Here is a 19,072-nt window from a genome sequence, read left to right as displayed (position 1 = left end):
ACCTCCTGCAATCACGATCCCTGTCGTATCGTTAATCAACCTTCAAATAATTTTTGATCCCTCTGACAATGGCCTCGGCTACCCGATCCTGCGTTGCCGGATCAAATAGCTTGCTCTCATCGGTCTTGTTGCTCAGGAACCCGACTTCCAGCAGAGCGCCAGGCATTTTGGTCTCGCGAATGACATGGAAATTGCCGTATCTCACTCCGCGATCCTTTAAGCCCATAGCCTTTACGATCTCTTTATGGAGTGCATTCGCCAGCGCTTTGTCAGATTCATGGTAGTAATAGGTTTCGGTTCCGCTTGCAGTGGAAGGGCCGCTATTAGCATGTATCGATATGAAAACATCAGCCTTCAGATCATTCGCAATTTTTGCGCGATCCTTCAGCTCGAGGAAAGTATCGTTACTGCGAGTCAAAACGACTTCGATATTTTGTTCTTTGGCCAACAATTTCTCAACTTTCAGCGCCATCGCGAGGTTGAAATCCTTCTCCCTCTTCTTCGTTACCCCGATTGCTCCCGGATCGTGGTCTCCATGACCCGCATCTATGACCACAAGCTTCTTCCCGCCTGTACCAGGTGTAGGGTTGGAGCCCGTATTCAAATCCACAATGAATAGGCCCGATCCGTTCTCAAGGCCTGAAACGGTGTAATTTTTGCCATAGTTGAGATCAATGACAATGCGCACGGTCATCGGGTTGCTGTTGTACAAGGAATAACGTACGGATTTGACATCCGGATATCCCGTTACGTCCATCTGACCGGTCTTCATCACGTCATCAAAGCTGGCATTGCTGCTGAACGTATCCGAGAAATTCGTGTTCACCATATCGATGACGATACGGTCCGGATTACTAAGCTTTGATACATTCGGCTTGGCATTGCCCGTAACGGCGACCATCAGCCTGTTTTCACTGAAACTGATGCCGTCCACAGTCGACGTAGTTACGCCAGGCTCTTCACTAGGGTTACTCCCGTCGTAGGACGAGGTCAGATAGACGGACTTCTGCGCGTTATCCCATCTTACTTGAAGGCCCATCTGCTCACTTACAAACCGGATGGGAACCAGTGTTGTTCCACCGCGTAGAACAGGTGCCTTGGTCATTTGTACGCGCTGACCGTTGATGTCAGCTTGCTGACTTCCAATCACCATCGTTACTGTCTGCGAGCCGTCTTGGACAGTTACCGTCTTGGTCGCCTTGTTCCAGTACACGTCAAATCCCAGATTCTCGGATATGACACGGATCGGAACCATGACGGTGCCGTTATTGTTCTCGACCTTCACGCCAGATGACAGATTGATTTGTTGGCCATCCAGGTAAATCTTTGCGCTGTACGAACTCGCATCCGCCATTTTAGGAAACGCAATCATAATGACAACCAGAAACATTAAAAAACCGAACTTCTTCATCCTTCACCCCTACCATCCTATTATTTTGCCACAGATTGGCGTTTCTGCACTCAGCCTGTCCGACATTACCTGACAACCTATAGACGCAAAGTCACGATGAAAGTTGCGAAATTGTTCCCTTTTTACCAAAAAAACACCTATTTCAAAAACTGAAATAGGTGTTTAGTCCTTCATTTGAATTTCGTTAATAGTACCTTATAACTACTTCCGAGTCATTGGATGCTCCAGCTCAACATGTCCCATTAAACTTTCGATCTGATTACCATCTACCAGCAATTCCAGGGACTGCACCTCATCGAACTGGAAGAAGGTTTTCTGCAAGGCATCAATCGCAAACATTTCCCCTCCAGCTCCGAGATTGGCTTCCGCAGGTTTGGTGATATCCAGTGTCAAAGCTCCATTTTCAAACTTGAGAGATTTCAACGTGATTTTATCCGACCATAGTGGACTTAGTTCGGCATCACCGCTCGTTTGAAGTCCTTCAAAGGCTTTCTTATATTTATCCTCTTCACCTGAATACGTGATCTCTTTGCTTGCCTCTTTCAAGTCCATGATTTCGGGATCCGTATAATAGACTTTAATATTAGCCTTCTTCGCTTGATCCTCCGTAGCTTTCACATCCTTTGTATCCACAGGGGTTCCAGTACTTTCACCAGTTGTGCTCTGCGGTGGTGTGCTTGCTCCCTCGCCCGCGTTTACAGGTATTGCTTCATCTTCCTTATGATCATCAGCCGCCGTTTCTTCCGGATTATCCTGCGGCGTTTGTACTTCTTCTGTTGCGGTCTCCGGATTTGTCTCGGCAGGGGCTGCAGTCGGCTTCTGTCCACAGCCGGCACTAAATGCAAGCAGCAGCGCCAGCAATCCTGTCATCCAATATTTTTTGTTCATGACTTTCGTCCCCCTCTAAGTTCATCAAATCTTGTACACATTATTGTACTTGAAGATATTCTTTAATACCCGCTACAATACCTTGTGCAACACGATTTTGGAAATCGTCTTCAAACAACTGGGCTTCGTCACCCTTGTTGCTTAAAAAGCCAATCTCGAGCAGGACAGCCGGCATCGTCGTTTCTCTCGTCACATGAAGACTGCTATATTTGACTCCCCGATCCATGAGTTCAGTCGCCTTGACAAGATGTTTATGCATCACGTTCGCTAAAGGTTTGCTGGCATCTCTCGTGAAGTAAGTCTCTGTGCCGTGCGGACTGCTGGAATTGTTGCTGTTACCGTGAATCGATACAAATATATCGGCCTTTATGGAATTCGCCACTTTCACGCGATCGCTAAGACCCAGCGTTGAATCGTCGCTCCGCGTCATCACGACATTAATATTCTTTTCTGTTTTCAGCAAGGCTTCCACTTTCAAAGCAATATTAAGGTTAAGAACCTTCTCCTGATTGCCGTTCGCGCTGATCGCGCCCGGCTGACTGCCGCCGTGACCGGCATCAATAACAACCGTCTTCTTGCCGTTGCCGGTCACCGGGGGAACGGGCGGTACGAGGATTTCTCCCTCTGCGTTCAGGTCAACAATAATGAGCCCCGCTTCTTGGGTTACTCCATAATTTGTAGGTCCTGTCAGGTCGATGACAATACGCACAGTTGACGGATTGTCACTGAACATGGCATATCGTACTTTCATAACATCGGGATAATCCGTGATTTCCATCTCGCCGCCGCTTTGCGGATTCACAGCATGTCCAGCCAGGAATGCAGAAGAGAATACGGTATCGGGAAGATCGATAACAATCCGATCGGGTCCTGTCACTTTAAAGACATTTGGCGTAACCGCACCTTCTGTAGCAATCATCAACCGATTGTCGCTAAAGCTGAGCCCCGTCATGGCTGCCTGGTTCCCTGTTTCGACAGGCGGAGGTGTTTGACTGCCCGGATTGTTTCCGGCACCTGGATCGACCTCTCCTTCAGAGACCGGTGGTAGGGAGCTGGAGAGGAACACTGCCTTCGTCTGGTTGTCCCATTTCACATCAAGCCCCATCTGTTCACTAACAAACCGAAGCGGCACAAGCGTGCTCTTCCCATTCAAGACAGGTGGTAAATTCAGATCAACCTGAGCACCGTTCAATTCTGCCTGATGGCTGCCGACCACCATGCGGACCGTCTTCTCGCTGTTCTCAACGGTAACGGTTTGGCTGGCCTTCTCCCAACCTACCTTGAAGCCGAGATTCTCGGATACCACGCGGATCGGAATCATCACGTTACCTTTCATGTTGGCTACCTGGACGCCCGAAGACAAATTCAATGGTTCCCCGTCAAGAAAAATGGCCGCATTTGAAGAACTGGCTTCACCACTTTTCGGAAACGCCAGCAAGAAGACTATCAACATCATTACAAACCCTAACTTCTTCATGAATCCACCTCGATCATCCCATGATTAAATTTGAAAAGCAAATCTAGCAATAAAACTAAAAATATGTAAATCAGCACATTCCCGACAGACGCTGCCGGACAAATACTGACATAAAACAATGATTCCTCTTGGCTGCCGCTGCATATTAATTCCATAATACCAAAAAAAACTTCCATTTCCTACACAGGAAATGGAAGTTTAATAATCTTGTAACCTTTTGCAGTGGAATTGCGAGATTAAGCGAACAGACGCTCCCCATGCTTCTTCTCGTATGCATCGATTGCACTTTCATGCTGCAGCGTCAAACCGATGTCATCCAGCCCTTGAAGTAGGAATTGACGGCGGTGCTCGTCAAGATCAAAGTCAATATGGAGTCCTTGATCATCCGTTATCGTTTTGCTCTCCAGATCGACGTTCAGCTTATATCCTTCATTACCTTCTGTGCGCTGGAACAATTCTTCCACCTGCTCCTCCGACAGTTTGATCGGAAGAATCCCGTTCTTAAAGCAGTTATTGTAGAAAATGTCAGCAAACGATGGAGCGATGACCACGCGGAATCCGTAATCGAGAATCGCCCAAGGGGCATGCTCACGGGAAGAACCACAGCCAAAGTTGGCACGGGAAATCAGAATGGTCGAGCCTTGGTAACGAGGCTGGTTCAGCGAGAAGGTGTCGATATTGCCTCCCTCTTCATCAAACCGCCACTCGTAAAACAGAAACTGTCCAAATCCTGTACGTTCAATCCGTTTCAAAAACTGTTTCGGAATAATGGCGTCCGTATCTACATTCACCCGGTCTACAGGTGCGACAATACCGTGTAATTTCGTAAATGCTTGCATAAAGTTCTCCTCCGTCCTTCTTAGCTCACAACTTCTTCGGCTGCAAAGTTCCAGTCACGTACATCCACAAAGCGTCCTTTAACCGCAGCTGCCGCTGCCATTGCCGGCGACACGAGATGCGTTCTGCCGCCGCGGCCTTGGCGTCCTTCGAAGTTACGATTGGACGTGGATGCGCAGCGTTGTCCCGGCTTCAGTACATCCGGATTCATCGCGAGACACATACTGCAGCCTGCTTCACGCCATTCGAAACCCGCTTCAACAAAAATTTTGTCGAGCCCTTCTTGTTCAGCCTGGATCTTCACTCGGCCTGATCCGGGAACAACGATGGCTGTCACATTGCTGGACACTTTATGGCCCTTCGCTACGGCTGCTGCCGCACGCAAATCTTCAATGCGTCCATTCGTGCAAGAACCGATAAAGACATAATCGATCGGAATTTCGGACATTGGCGTCCCTGGCACAAGCGCCATATACTCCAGCGCTTTCTCCGCTGCCTTGCGCTCATTCTCGGTCTTGAAATCCGCAGGGTTAGGAACCGTCGAAGAAATGTCAGTACCCATACCCGGGCTCGTTCCCCAAGTTACTTGCGGGATCAGAGATTCTACATCGAACTCAACCACCACGTCGAACTCGGCGCCTTCGTCTGTCACAAGCTCTTTCCAAGCGGCTACTGCAGCATCAAAAGCTTCGCCTTGCGGAACATATTGACGTCCGCGCAAGTATTCAAACGTCGTTTCATCCGGAGCGATCATGCCCGCTCTGGCTCCGCCTTCGATGGACATGTTGCACACGGTCATGCGCTCTTCCATCGACAATTCGCGGATCGCTTCACCCGTATACTCAATAACATAGCCTGTTGCAAAATCCGTTCCGTATTTCGCGATGACGCCAAGGATCATATCCTTAGCCGTTACGCCCGGATTGCGGCGACCGACAAAGCGCACTTCCATGGTCTTTGCTTTGGCCTGCTGCAAACATTGGGTTGCCAGAACATGCTCAACCTCGCTTGTTCCGATACCGAACGCAAGGGCGCCGAATGCACCGTGTGTAGATGTATGGCTGTCGCCGCATACAATCGTTTTGCCCGGATGCGTTAAGCCAAGTTCCGGCCCCATGACGTGCACAACGCCTTGATCAATCGTATCGAGATCATACAGGGTAACGCCAAAATCCTGACAGTTCTTGGTCAGTGTATCGATTTGCTGCTTCGAAATCGGATCCGTAATGTTAAAACGGTCTTTCGTTGGAACGTTGTGATCCATCGTTGCGAAGGTCAGTTCAGGACGGCGTACTTTACGGCCGCTAAGACGCAAACCCTCAAATGCTTGCGGTGAAGTTACCTCGTGAACCAAATGCAGGTCAATGTACAAAATACCCGGCTTGCCTTCCTCTTGATGAATAACGTGGTTATCCCAAATTTTTTCGAACATTGTCTTCTTACTCATCATCATCACCCCATTGTTCTTTACGTCCATGAGAAGATAATTGCTTGTTATCTTCTTTAAATATAAGGAAGATCTACAACGCATCATCTTTACGTTGATAGTAATATATCATTTCCTTCTTCATTGTTCCAAGATATAATATCTATAAAAGTAATAGGATTCAGCTATAACGGAGTGATGCTTAAATGGAACTGAGACAACTGCAATATACGCTGCAAATCGCGGCGGATAAAAATTTTTCCCGAGCCGCGGAGAAGCTTCATATCGCCCAGCCTTCCTTGAGCCAGCAGCTCTCCAAGCTGGAGAAAGAGCTCGGCGTGCTGCTGTTCCAGCGCAATACGAGCAACGTTGAGCTTACCCATGCCGGAGCCAGCTTCGTCGAGCATGCCCAGAAGATCATGGACGCCGTCGAGCAGCTGAAGCAGGAGATGTCGGACATCTCCCAGCTTCGAAAGGGTAAGGTCGTAGTCGGCAGCATGCCGATTACAGGTTCTCACCTGCTGCCACGGGTTTTGCCTGCCTTTAAAAAGGGATATCCGGATATTGAGATCACCCTGTTGGAAGACTCCTCCATGAACCTGGAGAAGCTGACGGCCAGCGGCAAGGCCGATCTTAGCCTCCTGGCGCTGCCGCTGGCCGAGCCGTCGCTGTCCTGGATTCCCATCGGTGAGGAAATGATCGACTTGGCTGTTCCTCCGCAGCATCCGCTTGCGCTGCGGGCAGCCTCCGATCCCGTACGGCCCATCACAATCGATGAAATCCGGAACGAAGCGTTTGTTGTCCTCAAAAAAGGACAGGGCTTCCGGAAGCTCACCTTTGATATATGTCGGGAGGCAGGCTTTGAACCGAACGTTGTATTCGAGAGCAGCAACATCGAGACGCTCCAATCGCTGGTCGCAACCGGAATGGGCATAACGCTGGTGCCTCGTTTTATCGCCCGTGCGAAACGCAGCGAGTTTATTCCGGTCTACTTGCCGCTCGCTGATCCGGTTCCGAGCCGCACGCTGGTTGTGGCTTACCGAAACGGCCGTTATTTGTCCAAAGCGGCGGATGCGTTCATCGATACTTTTAAGCAGGTCATGGACAAGCTGGTTGTGGAGAGCGTTCAGGACTAGTGCATGCTGCCCCATAAATAAAGAGAAGAAGCTCAGCCAAGGTCAATGAACAAGACCAAGCTGAGCTTCTTTTCAACGTGAAATTATAGCACTCCCATTCCGTTTTAAACGGAGTTTTATTTGCGCAAATTATGCTGGTCAATCAATCGGTTCTGTTCATCCGCAGTACGGGACTGGTCCTGAATCGACTCGTTCTTTCCGTTGCCGCCCCCGGCAACGTTTTCCACAAAGTTGCGGAACTGTTGTTTCTGCTCTTCTTCCTGCTCATGGTTTTGGCTGTCGAATTGGTTGTTGTCTGCCATCATTCAAAGCCTCCTCTCAGACGGATTACCCATAGTATACCCGCCTCTGCCCAGATGAAACTTCATTTTTTAGAGGAGTTTAACCATCATCACTTTTATTGAAAATACAAATTCGGACGACGGTCTTCAAAAACCGGAATGCGTCCTCTCACTTCATCCGTAAGACCGCAATCCAGCGTACCGGTCAGGATCATTTCCTGCTCATCCCCTTCGGCAATGACCTCCCCCCATGGATCGATGATCATGGAGTGACCGAAAAAGTCCGTTTCTCCGCTGGTTCCTACTCGATTACACGCAACGACGTACATTTGGTTCTCGATCGCTCTGGCCATGAGCAGCGTTCTCCAATGATGCAGTCGCGGATGCGGCCACTCCGCTGGCACAAACAGCACTTGAGCGCCGCCGAGTGCGAGGGTGCGGGACAGCTCGGGGAACCGTATATCGTAACAGATCGACGCGCCCGCTTTTAATTGTTCCAGCTCAAAGGTTACGGGCTGCTGCCCAGCTTGCAGAAACTTCTCTTCATCCATCAGGCGGAACAGGTGAATTTTGGAATATTTGGCGATCTGCTCCCCGCTCCGGTTAAATACATACATGCTGTTATAAATCCGATCTTCGATTCGTTCGGCTACAGACCCGCCTACGACTTGGATACGATGTTTTCGTGCAAATTCGCTCAGCATGCGAGAGGTTTCCTGTCCCATGGGATCGGCAAGCTCTTGAATTCGGTCCAGCGCATACCCCGTATTCCACATTTCCGGCAGCACGATGACGTCCGGCTTCCTATCAGCCGCTGCGGCCAGCTCCATCATGCCGAGCATTTTACTCATATTGGCCTTTACGTTTCCTATTTCAATATCGGCTTGGATAAGTGCGATATTCAATTGAGCCTTTGCTTCTCCAGTCATCTTGCAGCCTCCTGTTATTCCGGTTGAATCCAGCACCAGCGCCGATGTAATCATGAAATCCATGATCGGGCTCTTTTTCAGGAATTCATCCGTTCTCTATATGTCATCATCATAGCCTCCCCCGCCCTGTTGCTGCAACACCCAAGCACCATTTCCCTCTATACACCCCTTATAAATCGTGTTAAATTAATCCTAATTGTTTTCAATATCAGCTGTATTCGAGCGTAATTAGATAACGGAGTGATGAAACTGCAATGAACAACAAATTAAACGAATTCCAAATAGAGCCGGCCGAGATGATGTCCCAGCTGCCCACGCAATTTTTCGCGACCTTGGTCTCCAAGGTAAACCGCCAAGTGGCGCAGGGACATGATGTGATCAATCTCGGACAGGGAAATCCCGATCAGCCCACACCGCCTCATATCGTATCCAGCTTGAAGGAAGCGGCCGACAATCCGCAGTTTCACAAATATTCGCCTTTTACCGGCTTTTCCTTTCTTAAAGAAGCCATTGCGCATCGATATAAGGAAGACTACAACGTGGATCTGGATCCGGAGACGGAGGTAGCGATTCTGTTTGGAGGAAAAACAGGGCTTGTACAGCTTCCGCAAGTGCTTCTGAATCCGGGCGATGTATGTCTTGTCCCAGACCCCGGTTATCCGGATTACTGGTCAGGCGTTGCACTGGCCCGTGCCCAGATGAAATTCATGCCGTTAACCGCTGCGAACCGGTTTCTTCCCGACTATGGCGCGATCACACCAGCAGACAGAGAAAAAGCGAAGCTGATGTTCTTAAATTACCCGAATAATCCGACATCCGCCGTCGCTCCCCTGTCCTTCTACGAGGATACGGTAGCATTCGCCGCCGAACACGGGATCGTTGTAGCCAGCGATTTTGCTTATGGAGCGATCGGGTTTGATGGAGATCGTCCAGTCAGCTTTTTGCAGGCAGAAGGAGCCAAAGAAGTTGGCGTGGAATTTTACACGCTCTCCAAAACCTATAATATGGCCGGATGGCGCGTTGGCTTTGCCCTGGGGAACAAAAAAATCATCTCGCTGATCAATATGCTGCAGGACCACATATATGTCAGCCTGTTCGGCGGCATTCAGGCAGCAGCGGCCACGGCTCTCACCTCGCCGCAAGACTGCGTTGAGGAGTTGGTGGCACGCTACCAATCGAGAAGGGATGCCTTCTATGGCGCCCTGTCCGAAATCGGCTGGGAAGCTCAAAAACCGGCTGGCTCCTTTTTCAGCTGGCTGCCGGTACCGAAGGGCTTTACTTCGGTATCCTTTGCCGATCTGCTGCTTGAGGAGGCCAAGGTCGCGGTTGCGCCTGGTGTCGGCTTTGGCGATCACGGCGAAGGATATGTCCGCGTCGGCCTGTTAAGCAGCGAAGAGCGAATGCAGGAAGCCGCCTACCGAATCGGCAAGCTGAACCTGTTCGGTTAACCTTTTTCCTTTTGAAAAAACAAAAACGATGTGCTATTCTTGCAATAACAATTGAATGCAGTTTTCACAAACGCAATGACGGGACCAGTACGAAAGCATATGGCACGATGACCAGAGAGCGAATTCCATGGGCTGAAAGAATTTGCCGTGACCCCCTTTCCGAAACCTACCCCCGAGCGGCCTGGCTTGCCAGGACAGTGCCTTCTGTTACAGGGTTAAAGCCGGATGAGCTGCGCTCATCAACAAAGGTGGTACCGCGGAAGTCAAACTTTCGTCCTTTTTCATACAGGACGAAAGTTTTTTTGTTTTCAGGAAATGGATTCGTTACAGCTATACCTACCCATCATAAATACAAGGAAGTGATCACGATGCTATCGCGCATCGTCGTAAAAATCGGAAGCAGCTCCCTTACGACAGACGAGGGCGGACTTAATCTTGATTCCATCGCCTTCTTTGCCGGAGAGCTTGCCGCTCTCCGCAAAGCCGGTCATGAGGTTCTGCTCGTGACATCCGGCGCCGTCGCAGCAGGGTTTCGAGAGATCGGCTACGAGAGCAGACCGAAGCTGCTGCATGAGAAGCAAGCATCCGCCGCACTGGGCCAAGCGCTGCTGATGCGTGCTTACCAGAATGCGCTGGCCACCCATCAATTGAAGGCCGCGCAAATTCTATTGACGAGAGGCGACTTCGCGAACCGCAAACGCATGAATAATGCCAACATGACGATTACGGAGCTTCTGAAGCAAGGCGTTATTCCGATTATTAATGAGAACGACACCGTTTCCATTGACGAACTGAAATTTGGCGATAACGATACGTTATCCGCGCTGGTTGCGAACTTGGTCCGCGCCCAGCAATTAATCATCCTGACCGATACGGATGGTTTGTACACGGCTGATCCACGCAAGTCGCCGGATGCAACGAAATATGAGGAAATTGATGAAATTACCGATGAGATTTACAGCATGGCAGGAGGCGCTGGTTCCAGCGTAGGTACAGGCGGCATGCGATCGAAAATCGATGCTGCCAAAATCGCCACCCGCGGCGGTGTCCCCGTCTTCGTTGGCAAAGCCAGCGAGACCGGCGATTTGCTTAAGGCGCTTGAGCATGCAGGTAAAGGCACCTATTTTGCTACCCACCTATCCTCTCTGCCGATGAAAAAGCAGTGGCTCGGCTTTATGTCCTCGCCGCTAGGCCGGATCGTTGTCGATCCGGGCGCCGAGAAGGCGCTGATTCACGGAGGCCACAGCCTCCTTCCCGTTGGCATTAAACGGATCGAAGGCAGCTTCCATGCCGGGGACGTGGTGGAAGTCGTTAATATGAACAACGAAAGGCTCGGCAGGGGGATCGTCAATTACGATGAGGACCAGTTGCAAGCCGTACTCGGTTTGCCGAGCAGTCAAGTAATCGGCATCATCGGGGAAATCCATCGGCTTGAGGTCATTCACCGAGATGAATGGATCACGTTAAAATAATCTGGTTCCCATAACCAATAATGCTTTTCCTAATCATCCATCTAAGGAGGAATTATTATGAGTGAGGTTCGCAATAAAGCCAAGCTGGCCAAACAGGCCGCATTCGGTCTTGGCAGACTGAGCACCGAGGAGAAAAATCAGGCTCTGCTCATCATGGCAGACGCACTGATCCAACGGACAGCTGATATTATGGAAGCAAACGCGGAGGATCTACGTCGCGGGAAGGAGCTTGGCACCTCCGCCTCCCTCCTGGACCGATTGGCACTGAATGAAACCAGAATCGAGGGCATTGCCGAAGGCTTACGTCAAATCGTTAAGCTGCCGGACCCAATCGGCGACACCTTGGAAACGATCAATCGCCCGAACGGACTGAACATCGTCAAGAAACGTGTTCCCCTTGGCGTGATCGGCATCATTTATGAAGCACGTCCAAATGTGACGGTCGATGCAGCCGGACTGTGCTTGAAGACAGGCAACGCGGTCGTACTCCGCGGGGGTTCTTCCGCCCTCTCCTCCAACCGCAAAATCATCGAGGTGCTTCACGAAGCTATGGAACGCACCGCACTGCCTAAGGATGCGCTTCAGCTTATCGAGGACCCGAACCGTTCCTCCGTGGATGAAATGCTGAAGCTCAACGGACTGCTGGATGTCATTATCCCTCGCGGCGGGAGCTCGCTGATCCAGAACGTTGTGTTAAATGCCACGGTGCCCGTGATCGAAACCGGAGCCGGGATATGTCATACCTATATAGATGCATCGGCAGAGCCGGACATGGCAGTTGCCATCAGTCTCAATGCCAAGGTGCAGCGCCCTTCGGTCTGCAATTCCATGGAAACCCTGCTCGTCCATGCTGATTATGCCAAATCACATCTGACCGTGCTGGCTGAAGCATTCCGCGAGCGTAACGTCGAGCTGCGAGGATGTCAGCGTACCCTGGATTACGTTCCTTGGGCTGTAAAAGCGACGTCTGAGGATTACGCTACCGAGTACAACGACTATATCTTAAACATCAAAATCGTGGATCACCTGGATGAGGCCATTGAGCATATTTCGATTAATGGCACAAAGCATTCGGAATGTATCGTTACGGAGGATAAGGATCATGCGCAGCGCTTCTTGCAGGAAGTAGACGCAGCTGCTGTTTATCATAACGCTTCGACCCGTTTCACCGATGGCTTTGAATTTGGCTTCGGCGCCGAAATCGGGATCAGCACCCAGAAGCTGCATGCCAGAGGTCCTATGGGATTACCCGCGCTTACTTCCTCCAAATATGTTATTATCGGTAGTGGTCAAATACGCGAATAAATCATTCATCTAAAGCCATAAAGGAGGAAATAACGATGTGCCAATCCCCGCAGAACCGACCTTTAATAGATAAAGCAATCACCTTCTACGGCGCCGGCTCGATGGCCGAAGCGATCGTACGAGGATTAGTCAGCCGTTCTGTCGTGCTTCCTGAGAATATTACGATGCTTAATCGGAGCAATGTTCAGCGCCTTCAGGAACTGAGTGAGCGCTATGGTGTCCAGATCAATAACGACGATGCCGCTAAAATCGAAATTCTGAAAACTTCGCCGGTGATCGTGCTTGCCATGAAACCGAAGGATGCTGCTAAAGCGTTAAAAGAACTGGGACCGAAGCTCTCAAGCGATCAATTGATCATCTCCGTGATTGCCGGACTTTCGATTTATACGACGCAGACGCTGCTTGGAACCCAGCAGCCCATTGCACGTACGATGCCGAATACATCCGCCTCCATCGGGCTTGGTTCCACAGGAATCGCGTTCTCGAAGGAAATCAGCGAAGAACAGCGCCAACTGGTCATGACCTTGTTCGAAGCTGTTGGTAATGTAACGGTCATTGAAGAAGAGAAGATGGATATCCTGACCGGTATATCCGGCAGTGGTCCGGCTTACTTCTATTACATGATGGAAGCCATGACGGCCGCAGGGATCCGCGGCGGCTTGACGCCGGAACAAAGCCGCGAGCTGACACTCCAAACCATTCTGGGCGCCGCCCGGATGGTGCAGCAGACCGGGGAACAGCCTTCATCGCTTCGTGCGAAAATTACATCGCCGAACGGATCAACGCAAGCGGCCCTCGAAACGCTCGATAAAGGCGATTTCTTCGAAACCGTCATTGCCGCCGTGAACCGCTGTGCTGAGCGTTCCAAAGAAATGGGCGCCATGCTCAAGGAGCAGATCTCATGAGCCGCTGTATCGCAACGTACCGAATCTATGACGACCAGGCGGATTTTCGTAAGAAGGCGACTTCCATCGCCGTTGGCATGACGGTCGGCAGCTGGACCGAGCTGCCGCAAGCCAAGCGTGAAGCGATGCAGAAGCATCTTGGCGAAGTTGTTGACATTCAGGTTCACGAGGGCTGGGAGCCAGGCAGCCGGTATGCGGACGTCAGCATTGCTTATCCGGACATTAATTTCAGCCGGGATATCCCAGCCCTGCTGGTGACCGTGTTCGGCAAAATTTCCATGGACGGGCGCATCAAACTGACTTCCCTGGATTTGTCTCCCGACTTCTTGAGTGCGTTTCCCGGACCGAAATATGGCATCGACGGAGTCCGCGATCTACTCGGCGTCCATGACCGCCCTCTGCTCATGAGCATATTCAAGTCAGTAATCGGACTGAATGCGGACGAGCTTAGAGCCCAATTTATCCGTCAGGCGCTTGGTGGGGTGGATCTTATCAAAGATGATGAAATCCTGTTCGAGAACGACCTCACCCCAATCGAAAAACGGGTAAGCATGTGCATCCAGGCTGCTGCCGACGTGGAACAACAGACAGGCAAAAAACTGCTGTATGCAGCCAATCTGACCGGACGGACGTCGAGGCTGCGTGAGCAAGCGCTGCGTGCGATTGATGCCGGCGCTAACGCCCTGCTCTTTAATGTGCTGTCCTATGGGTATGACGTTTTGCAAGAGTTAAGCAGTGATCCGGATATCACCGTGCCTATTGCGGCTCACCCTGCGCTTGCCGGGGCCATTTATCCTTCTCCGTACTATGGGATAACGGCTCCGCTGCTGCTCGGCCAGCTGATGCGGATTGCCGGCGCGGATCTGGTGCTCTTCCCTTCTCCTTACGGATCGGTAACGATGCCGAGAGAAGAGAATCTCGCGATACGCGACGAGCTGCACAGCGCTAAACTTGGCGTGAAACGAAGCATGCCGGTACCATCCGCAGGAATTCATCCTGGACTCGTTCCCCGCATCATCCGGGACTTTGGCACCGATGTGGTCGTTAACGCTGGCGGCGGAATCCACGGACATCCGATGGGAACCGAAGCGGGCGGCAAAGCCTTTGTACAAGCGATCGAGGCGACGATGAAATCCGTGCCACTCGCCCACTTTGCCGAGGAACACGAAGAGCTGAAAGCCGCATTGGACACCTGGGGAGGAGAAGTATGACATCTGGAGATAAACAGCCGATCATTTTTTGCGATTTCGACGGAACCATCACAAACAACGATAACATCGTCGCCATTATGAAGCACTTCAAACCGGAAGGCTTTGAGTCGATCATGCAGGACACGCTTGACCGCGCCATTTCAATTCGGGAAGGCGTAGGCCGCATGTTCGCGCTCTTCCCTTCCTCCATGAGAGAAGAAATTACCGAATATGTTCTAAACCATGCAGGGATTCGGGAAGGCTTCAGTGCATTCCTGGATTATTTAAAATCCGAACAGATTGAATTCTACGTTACAAGCGGCGGCATCGATTTCTTTGTCGATCCTCTGCTGAAGCCTTTTGGCATCCCGGCAGACCATATCTTCTGCAACGGCTCCAATTTCGAAGGGGACCGCATTGAGATTACCTGGCCTCATCCTTGCAAGGAATCCTGCCATAACGACTGCGGCATGTGCAAGGTCACGGTGATGGACCGTTTTCCGGCCGACCGGTATTACCGCATTCTGATCGGTGACAGCCTGACCGATTTTGAAGGTGCCAAGCAAGCGGATCTGGTTTATTCCCGCTCCTCGCTCACCGAGCAATGCAAGAAGCTAGGCGTACATCATGTACCCTTCGAGACCTTTACCGAAATCCAGAATGACATGAAAGACAAGTTTAAACAGGAGGTGCTGTAAGTGGCATTTTCAGATATCCAGCTTGAACAGAAACAGGCTGCCCTGCAGGATCTTAGAGGGATCAAGGAACTGTTCGCTTCTAGAAACTGGTTCCCCGGCACCAGCGGTAATCTATCTGTCCGTGTTGGCGAGTTCAACCCGGAGCAGTTTTATTTTGCGGTGACGGCCAGCGGAAAAGACAAGTCGGTACATACGCCTGAAGATTATCTTTTTGTGGATCAGAACGGCGTGCCTTGCGAAGCAACCGGCTTAAAACCTAGCGCGGAAACCTTGATTCACTGCGAAATTTATCGCAAGACCGGCTGCGGTGCCATTTTCCATGTGCACACCATTGACAACAATCTGATCAGCGATTGGTATGGGGAACAAGGTTATGTCCCTGCCCAAGGAATCGAGCTGATCAAAGCCTTTAACATTTGGGAAGAGGACGCGGCGATTCGCATTCCGATCCTGCCGAACTATGCAGACATTCCACGGATTGCGGAGCTCGTTCCGGATGCGCTCGATCCGGCGGTACCCGGCATATTGCTGCGCAACCACGGCATCTATGCCTGGGGCAAAAATGCATTCGAAGCCAAGAAACATCTGGAGGCTTTTGAGTTTATATTCGAATACGCCTACCGTCGTCTGCTTCTGAATGCAGCCGGATCCAAGTAATACAGATATAGGGCTTGAACAGCCGGATGCTCCCTTATCCAGCGTTCTTGGGGTGCATCCGGCGTTATATTTCCGTTAGGAGTGTGTAAGGATGCTCGAAAGTTTAGCCATTGGCATCGTATTTGTTTTGTATGGTTTGGTCCTCTTTTTGATTCCGCCCAAAAGTTCCAAGAGTTTCTATGCTTATAAAACGACATCATCTCTCAAAAATGAACGGAACTTTAAAGTTGCCAACGCCTATGTCAGTCTGCTGCTGATGATTTTTGGAGTCATCCTGCTGCTGATCGCCAGGCTTACCGGCCATTTCATGACGACAGGCATTGCGACCGTGATCGTTTTTATCCTGATATACATACTCGTTGAACGAAAATTAAAAAACCTGTAAAACGATTCATAATCGTTTACAGGTTTTTTCTTTATATAAACTATAGCCGATTCTGCTCATGCTCCGTTAAAGAGATCGAAGGCGCAGGTACCTGATCCGGTGATGCATAAGCATTGAAGATAAACAAACAAGTCACAACAAATAGAGCAATATACAACAGGTAATACAGATTCTTGGCCACGATATCTCCCTCCATATCTCGTTCATATCTATTTTTGGTTCTGTGCAGAAGGTCAGAAACCCGATGAGAAGAATGCTGAATATATACCGGGTACGAGCAAGGATAGTCCCCTGGAGAGTGTACCTACTCGCCATTGCCGTTCAGACTTCGATGAATGTTTCCCAAATCATGAATGGACATCTCATTCGTTGTCGGTATCATAATATGAGCGCTCTCCCCTTAACGAATCCTTTTTCGAGCCAGTCATCAGCTTGATTCCTCCTCCGATAAGAAGAACGGCGATAATCGCGGTCTTCAAGTAGGAACGAATGCGGTAATCCAGCTGCAGATGAGGAAAATGTGTATCGATATAAGGCATCACAACACTGCTAAATACGAAATAGATACCGAGTACAAGCAGTCCAAGTCCGAGCCAGCGCTGCTGATTCCCAAGTCCCGAGATGATCGGTCGATCGCGCAGCGGCTCCCTGCCGTAACGGCTTACTTGCTGCAGACCGTCAAAGAATGCATAAAACCAGATCAACGGAATCAAGAACAGGAACAGCGACAGCTTGAGTACATCCAACACATAAATGCTGCCAAGAAATAGGACCATGAGCTGCAGTCCGCGTTTTTGCAATCCCAAATACATTTGACCCGCTCCGGGAAACGCCGATAACAAGGTGGCAAACACTTTACTCCGGCGTCCGCTCTCTCTGCCGCTCTCGAGCTCATCAAACAGCGTGCGATCGATAAGAAATTCTCCAGCTTGCTTACGGTGAACCAGCTGAACCACATCAAACATGCAGTAGAGCCAAATAATAGGCAGCATGCCCAGAAACAGCAGGAATACCGATTCGTGAGTCAAGCCCGTCAAGAACAGCAAAATCGTTCCAAGTCCGAAGAATGCGATCAGGAATGACAACCCTCGCTGCATCAATCCCAGTTGAAAATGCCCCAAACCGGGTATGAAGGACAGCAATATGGTATAAAAGCGTTCTGACTCATCACTCTTTTCCTGACGAATCTCCATCGGACGTCCATATTCATCGTGGATAATCGTTACAGGCGTATACCGGATCAATGCAATTAGCAGGTCAAGCATGCTGATTCCCCAGATCATTAAGGCTCCGATAATTCCCAGCGCAAAAACCGCGTCAGAAGCCGTCATGATCCCAAGCACAAATCCACCGAACAGGCTTCCGAAGAACAAGAACGGATATAGCAGGGCGCGTCCCTTTCTCCCCCAATAATAATGGCCGAGGCCCGGAAGGATATTTAATATAAAGGCAAACCCTTTACTTTTTTGTGGTTGCACTTGGCATCTTCCTTTCTTTTTCTTATCTGGACAATAGCTGGTCAAGCCAGCCCGTTGTTTTTTCTACCCATTGCTCACTGTAGGAAGGTGTTTCGGATAATGGAACATCATGATTCATTTCCCCGGGAAGAAGTCGGTCAAAAGCCCCGGTGAAGAGAAACAGCATGGTAATGGAGGCGGCAATGGTGTAGTGAACGATCGCGCGTTCGTACCATCGCTTCGGGCGTTCCTGAATCCGCAGAGATGCTCTATGGGTGTATGGCTTAATTTGTTCGTGTTCCACCACCTGCTGCGTAAAAGCTTCCGGGTCTGACAGGCCAGGGAGTTCGGATTCCAGCTCCGCCAGTACCTGCATGTAGATCTCCAGCACGCTGTCATCCGATAACATGAGCTCTTCATAAGAAGACCGTTCTTCTGCCGAGCCTTCTCCTCTAACATATCGTGCCGTCAGCATCTTAAGCTCGTAATCCTTTACGTTCATTTCCATTCCTCCTCCTTCCATGATTTCCGAATCCACTGTCTGGCCCGGTATAATTTCGATTCCACCGTCTTGACCGTGACATCCAGCTCGGCTGCGATTTGTTCGTAGTTTTTCTCTTCCAAATAAAAAGCCGTTATAATGGCGCGGTGATTGTCCGGCAATTGTTTAATTTTCTCTCGAAGTTCCTCTCTTCTCTCCTTATGTACGAGCAGAGAAACCACGTCTTCGTCCCGGGAAGGGAGTTTATCCAGCACTTCATCATGTTCGCCATGCAGCTGCTCCGGCGGTTTACGGGAAAGCTTCCTCTTCATATCAATCGCTTTATTTAGCGTGATGCGTGTAATCCAGGTTTTAAAGCCTTCAGATCGGTACTGGGGGAGAGCTTTGTATACTTGAATAAACACTTCCTGCGACGCATCTTCCGCTTCCTTGGCATCCCGCAGGACCGAGTATGCCGTATGGAACACGTGCTGGCTGTAATGGTTCACCAGTTCCCGAAAGGCTTCTTGATCACCTTGCAGGATACGCGTGATTAACGTTTCAGCATCAATAACTCTCCCCTCCTTCCCAAATACATAGACGTCAGCTCTGAAAGCTGCCCCTGCACTTTTTTAAAAAAATTTTTAATAAATATAAAGCAAGAGCAACATTGCTCGTCCCATAGTCTA

20 protein-coding genes and 1 other annotated feature are annotated in these 19,072 nt (G+C 50.1%); of the genes, 9 read left to right on the top strand and 11 right to left on the bottom strand.

What is annotated here, in order from left to right; translation table 11 throughout:
- Positions 1-31 precede the first annotated feature (31 nt).
- The 5 genes from MKY82_RS12095 to leuC all read right to left on the bottom strand — a co-directional run bounded on the left by MKY82_RS12095 (position 32) and on the right by leuC (position 6,060).
- A complete protein-coding gene (locus tag MKY82_RS12095; RefSeq protein ID WP_194541986.1) occupies positions 32-1,411 on the bottom strand; it encodes an N-acetylmuramoyl-L-alanine amidase family protein in 1,380 nt (459 codons plus the stop codon).
- Between the two features lie 201 nt (positions 1,412-1,612).
- On the bottom strand, positions 1,613-2,299 hold the full coding sequence (locus MKY82_RS12090; RefSeq protein ID WP_339296146.1) for a GerMN domain-containing protein: 687 nt from the start codon (positions 2,297-2,299) through the stop codon (positions 1,613-1,615).
- A gap of 40 nt (positions 2,300-2,339) precedes the next feature.
- Entirely contained in the window at positions 2,340-3,776 is a 1,437-nt protein-coding gene (locus MKY82_RS12085; RefSeq protein ID WP_339296145.1) for an N-acetylmuramoyl-L-alanine amidase family protein, read from the bottom strand.
- Positions 3,777-4,012: 236 nt separating this feature from the next.
- Positions 4,013-4,615 (bottom strand): 3-isopropylmalate dehydratase small subunit, encoded by a 603-nt coding sequence (gene leuD, locus MKY82_RS12080; RefSeq protein ID WP_194541983.1) that lies wholly within the window; start codon positions 4,613-4,615, stop codon positions 4,013-4,015.
- A 20-nt stretch (positions 4,616-4,635) separates the two neighbouring features.
- Complete coding sequence (gene leuC / locus MKY82_RS12075) at positions 4,636-6,060, bottom strand: 3-isopropylmalate dehydratase large subunit (protein ID WP_071218348.1); 1,425 nt, start codon at positions 6,058-6,060, stop codon at positions 4,636-4,638.
- A gap of 185 nt (positions 6,061-6,245) precedes the next feature.
- On the opposite strand from leuC, the gene MKY82_RS12070 reads away from it, so the two are divergent.
- Positions 6,246-7,175, top strand: a complete 930-nt coding sequence (locus tag MKY82_RS12070) for a LysR family transcriptional regulator (protein ID WP_339296144.1) — start codon at positions 6,246-6,248, stop codon at positions 7,173-7,175.
- Positions 7,176-7,291: 116 nt separating this feature from the next.
- Here MKY82_RS12070 and MKY82_RS12065 read toward each other — a convergent pair whose 3' ends face one another.
- Together MKY82_RS12065 and MKY82_RS12060 are read right to left on the bottom strand one after the other, a co-directional pair.
- Positions 7,292-7,480: a hypothetical protein gene (locus MKY82_RS12065; protein ID WP_233354816.1), complete on the bottom strand. Its 189-nt coding sequence runs from the start codon at positions 7,478-7,480 to the stop codon at positions 7,292-7,294.
- Positions 7,481-7,572: 92 nt separating this feature from the next.
- Positions 7,573-8,385 (bottom strand): carbon-nitrogen family hydrolase, encoded by an 813-nt coding sequence (locus MKY82_RS12060; protein ID WP_339296663.1) that lies wholly within the window; start codon positions 8,383-8,385, stop codon positions 7,573-7,575.
- Positions 8,386-8,639: 254 nt separating this feature from the next.
- On the opposite strand from MKY82_RS12060, the gene MKY82_RS12055 reads away from it, so the two are divergent.
- From MKY82_RS12055 to MKY82_RS12020, 8 genes are all read left to right on the top strand, one after another.
- Positions 8,640-9,833, top strand: a complete 1,194-nt coding sequence (locus tag MKY82_RS12055; RefSeq protein WP_194541981.1) for a pyridoxal phosphate-dependent aminotransferase — start codon at positions 8,640-8,642, stop codon at positions 9,831-9,833.
- Positions 9,834-9,899: 66 nt separating this feature from the next.
- Positions 9,900-10,115 (top strand) — a binding site (T-box leader).
- Between the two features lie 86 nt (positions 10,116-10,201).
- A complete protein-coding gene (proB, locus tag MKY82_RS12050) occupies positions 10,202-11,305 on the top strand; it encodes a glutamate 5-kinase (RefSeq protein WP_220685815.1) in 1,104 nt (367 codons plus the stop codon).
- 57 nt (positions 11,306-11,362) lie between these two features.
- Positions 11,363-12,610, top strand: a complete 1,248-nt coding sequence (locus MKY82_RS12045; RefSeq protein ID WP_339296143.1) for a glutamate-5-semialdehyde dehydrogenase — start codon at positions 11,363-11,365, stop codon at positions 12,608-12,610.
- Between the two features lie 35 nt (positions 12,611-12,645).
- Complete coding sequence (proC, locus tag MKY82_RS12040) at positions 12,646-13,515, top strand: pyrroline-5-carboxylate reductase (RefSeq protein ID WP_071218354.1); 870 nt, start codon at positions 12,646-12,648, stop codon at positions 13,513-13,515.
- Entirely contained in the window at positions 13,512-14,726 is a 1,215-nt protein-coding gene (locus MKY82_RS12035) for a 2,3-diketo-5-methylthiopentyl-1-phosphate enolase (RefSeq protein WP_339296142.1), read from the top strand. Before proC ends, MKY82_RS12035 begins: the two co-directional genes overlap by 4 nt.
- Positions 14,723-15,403 carry a 2-hydroxy-3-keto-5-methylthiopentenyl-1-phosphate phosphatase gene (locus MKY82_RS12030; RefSeq protein WP_339296141.1) on the top strand — a complete coding sequence of 227 codons (681 nt, stop codon included), beginning with the start codon at positions 14,723-14,725 and terminating at the stop codon, positions 15,401-15,403. Before MKY82_RS12035 ends, MKY82_RS12030 begins: the two co-directional genes overlap by 4 nt.
- Entirely contained in the window at positions 15,404-16,060 is a 657-nt protein-coding gene (locus MKY82_RS12025) for a methylthioribulose 1-phosphate dehydratase (protein ID WP_113056887.1), read from the top strand.
- Between the two features lie 91 nt (positions 16,061-16,151).
- Positions 16,152-16,445 carry an SdpI family protein gene (locus tag MKY82_RS12020; RefSeq protein ID WP_071218358.1) on the top strand — a complete coding sequence of 98 codons (294 nt, stop codon included), beginning with the start codon at positions 16,152-16,154 and terminating at the stop codon, positions 16,443-16,445.
- A gap of 40 nt (positions 16,446-16,485) precedes the next feature.
- On the opposite strand, the gene MKY82_RS12015 is transcribed toward MKY82_RS12020, so the two are convergent.
- From MKY82_RS12015 to MKY82_RS12000, 4 genes are all read right to left on the bottom strand, one after another.
- Positions 16,486-16,626, bottom strand: coding sequence for a hypothetical protein (locus MKY82_RS12015; RefSeq protein WP_194541975.1), 141 nt, complete (start codon positions 16,624-16,626; stop codon positions 16,486-16,488).
- Between the two features lie 181 nt (positions 16,627-16,807).
- Complete coding sequence (locus tag MKY82_RS12010) at positions 16,808-17,923, bottom strand: hypothetical protein (RefSeq protein WP_220685820.1); 1,116 nt, start codon at positions 17,921-17,923, stop codon at positions 16,808-16,810.
- 22 nt (positions 17,924-17,945) lie between these two features.
- Positions 17,946-18,404, bottom strand: a complete 459-nt coding sequence (locus MKY82_RS12005) for a hypothetical protein (protein WP_339296140.1) — start codon at positions 18,402-18,404, stop codon at positions 17,946-17,948.
- Positions 18,401-18,892: a sigma-70 family RNA polymerase sigma factor gene (locus tag MKY82_RS12000; RefSeq protein ID WP_071218426.1), complete on the bottom strand. Its 492-nt coding sequence runs from the start codon at positions 18,890-18,892 to the stop codon at positions 18,401-18,403. Before MKY82_RS12000 ends, MKY82_RS12005 begins: the two co-directional genes overlap by 4 nt.
- Positions 18,893-19,072 lie beyond the last annotated feature (180 nt).

Source organism: Paenibacillus sp. FSL W7-1279, from assembly GCF_037969845.1.
Taxonomy (GTDB): Bacteria; Bacillota; Bacilli; order Paenibacillales; family Paenibacillaceae; genus Paenibacillus_AQ.
Note: the sequence above shows the minus strand (reverse complement) of the source record. Positions and strands in the feature narration are given on the sequence as shown.